Annotated in this window: 3 protein-coding genes; 1 reads left to right on the top strand and 2 read right to left on the bottom strand. The window is 73.2% G+C overall.

Features of this window, described 5'->3' with window-relative positions:
- Window positions 1–30: 30 nt before the first annotated feature.
- Complete coding sequence (locus tag H0488_RS22635; protein WP_183101453.1) at window positions 31–1344, bottom strand: molybdopterin molybdotransferase MoeA; 1314 nt, start codon at window positions 1342–1344, stop codon at window positions 31–33.
- Window positions 1286–2671 (bottom strand): UTP--glucose-1-phosphate uridylyltransferase, encoded by a 1386-nt coding sequence (locus H0488_RS22640; protein ID WP_183101454.1) that lies wholly within the window; start codon window positions 2669–2671, stop codon window positions 1286–1288. The genes H0488_RS22635 and H0488_RS22640 overlap by 59 nt, the downstream gene beginning before the upstream one ends.
- Before the next feature lie 22 nt (window positions 2672–2693).
- Here H0488_RS22640 and H0488_RS22645 point away from each other — a divergent pair.
- The coding region (locus tag H0488_RS22645) for a 5-formyltetrahydrofolate cyclo-ligase (RefSeq protein ID WP_312856492.1) at window positions 2694–2969 on the top strand (276 nt) is incomplete at its 3' end.

Consider the following 2969-nt stretch of genomic DNA (forward strand, 5'->3'; position numbering starts at 1 on the left):
CGACCAGCGGGTCACTCGGGCGGGACGACCTCAACCGAGGGGGAGGATCTCGACCTCGGCGCCGGCGGGCAGAGCCGCCGCACCCGGGGGTACGACGAGCAGCACGTCCGCCGCGGCCAGCAGCCGCTGCGAGTGGCCGACGTGACCGGCGAGCTGGGCGACCCGGCCGGGACCGACGTGGGTGGCCGGCAGCACCAGCGTGCGGTCGGCAGCCACTTCGACCGGCGTGTCGAGGACGGCCCGCGCCGCGGGCTGCGACCGCCCCGCGAGGGCACGGATCGCGGGCTCCGCGAAGAGCCGGAACGAGGCATAGGCGGCGACCGGCGTACCGGGGACGCACACCACCGGCACCCGACGTCCGTCTCCGGCGGTGACGACGCCGAGACCCTGCGGCCGGCCGGGCTTGACCGCGACCGAGCCGAACCAGAAGTCGTCGCGCTCGCGCAGCGCCGCCTTGACCACGTCGNACCAGAAGTCGTCGCGCTCGCGCAGCGCCGCCTTGACCACGTCGTGGTCCCCGGCCGAGATGCCTCCCGTGGTGACGACCAGGTCGGCAGCCTCCGCCGCCTCGGCCAGCCGGGCCAGCAGTTTCGCCGGGTCGTCGGGCACGGGGCCGAACGACCGGACCCGCGCGCCGGCGGCGTGCGCGGCCGCAACCAGGGCGACGGTGTTGCTGTCGGGGACGTGGGAGGGGTGGTCCGCCAGCGCCTGGGGTACGGCGAGCTCCTGGCCGGTCGCGATCACCGCGACCCGCGGCGCCGGGAGCACCGCCACCGAGGTCGACCCGACCGCGGCGAGCAGGGCGAGGTGGCGCGGCGCCAGCAGCGTGCCGGCGGCCACCGCGACGTCACCCTCGCGGACGTCCTCCCCCGCGCGCCGGATGTGCCGGGCCACCGGGGCCGGCTGTCCGACGGACACCTGGTCGACGCCGCGATCGGTCCACTCGAACGGCACCACGGAGTCGGCGCCCGCAGGCACCGGCGCGCCGGTCATGATCCGCCAGGCGGTACCGGGAGCGAGGGAGGGTTGCGCGGCGTCACCCGCGGCGACCACCCCTGCGACCGGGAGCACCACCGGAGCGTCCGGCTCGGCGGCCGCGACATCGGCGGCGCGGACGGCGTACCCGTCCATCGCCGCGTGGTCGAAGCGCGGCAGCGCGACCGCGGCCGCGACGTCGACCGCGCTGACCAGTCCCGGTGCGTCCGCCAACGGCACCGTCACCGGCACCAGGGGCGCCACCAGGGCGAGGACCCGGTCGCGGTGCCCCTCGACCGTGATCACACGCTCAGCCCTCGGAGCCGGAGAGCACTTCTCCGGCAGGCACCCGCTGCGCGGTGGCGGCATCGAGCGCGACCTCGCCGACGACCTCCACGCCGTGGCCGAACGTCCAGTCGCCGTCGATCTTCAGCGACGAGGCCTTCGCCATCGACGGCGCCCCCTCGGGGAACCGCTTGTCGAACTCGCCGACCAGCTTGTAGTGAGCCGGGTCGAGCTCGACGTAGGGGACGTCGGCGGCGACCAGGTCGAGCACGAAGTCGGCTCCGAGCGCGTAGACGTCGGACCGCAGGATCAGCAGGTCGTTGGTCGTCTTCACCGGGACGAACCGGTCGCGGCCGACCTCGATCAACGCGGACTTCTCGAACACCTCGATCGCCGCCCCCATCGCGGTCTCGATCTGGATCACCTCGGGGGTGCTGGGGTCACTCGGGTCGAGCGTCTTGGTGTTGCGGATCAACGGCAGGCCGAGCACGCCGTCGCGCTGGTCGAGCGTGTCGCGCAACGCGACGAGGTCGATCCAGATGTTGTTGGTCGAGGTGAACCGGTGCCGGTCGAGATCGGCCAGCGCGGCGAGGTCCTCCTTCGCCGTCTGCGCGGTCTCGCGCAGCACCAGCCGACCGTCGGCCTTGCGGCGGGCGAAGTGGCCGCCCTTCTTGTCCTGGTTGGTACGACGGACCGCCTCGATCGCGAACGGAGCACCGCTCTGCGCGAACCAGCCCGCGACCTCCGGCGCCGGCACCGCGCCCAGGTTGTCGGAGTTGGAGATGAAGACGTAGCGGAAGCCCTGCTCGATCAGCTGGGCGAGCACGCCGCTGCCCCGCAGCGCGGTGTAGACGTCGCCGTGGCCGGGCGGGCACCACTCGAGGTCGGGGTCCTTCGGGTAGCTCGCCGGCGTGAGGTCCTTGGCGAGAAGCTTGGGCTCCTTGTTCTGGAGGAACTCCAGCGGCAGGCCCTCGACCGGGAGGCTCTCGTAGCGGGCGAGCGCCTCGAGGGTGTCCTCGGAGGTGCGGAAGCTGTTCATGAAGAGCAGCGGCAGGCGGGCGTCGTACTTCTCGCGCAGGTGCATCACCTGGCGGGCGATGATGTCGAGGAAGGAGAGGCCGCGTCGCACGCAGAGCAGCGACTTGGCGCGATCCATCCCCATCGACGTGCCGAGGCCGCCGTTGAGCTTGATGATCGCGGTCCGCCGGAGCGCCTCGGAGGCCACGTCGTCGGGGACGTCGACGTCCGCCAGCGCCTCGATGTCGACCGGCTCGATGCTCGACTCGGCGATCAGCCCGGTCTCACCGTGCTCCAGCAGTCGGTAGTAGTGCGCGAACGTCTCGATCGCGACCGGGTCGACGCCCGCGTCGACCATCTTCGCGCGTGCCATCTGCAAACCGGCGCTGCCCATACCCCGATCGTAGGCTTGCCCCGTGCCGAGTCCGCAATCCGTCCCGGAACCAGCCGGTAACCCGGCCGATGGTCCAACGCTCGCCAAGCTCGCGCTGCGCGACCAGCTGAGCACCGCCCGGCGCCGCCGGTCGCTGGCCGAGGTGGGCGCAGCGGCACGCGCGATCGCCGACCACCTGCTCGCCGCCGCCGAGGTACGACGGGCAGCCACCGTCGGCTGCTACGTCTCGGTCGGCTCCGAGCCCGGCACCACCGCGCTGCTCGACCGGCTGGTCGGCGCCGGCAAGCGGGTCATCCTC

The organism is Nocardioides pelophilus (genome assembly GCF_014180685.1).
Classification (GTDB): domain Bacteria; phylum Actinomycetota; class Actinomycetes; order Propionibacteriales; family Nocardioidaceae; genus Nocardioides; species Nocardioides pelophilus.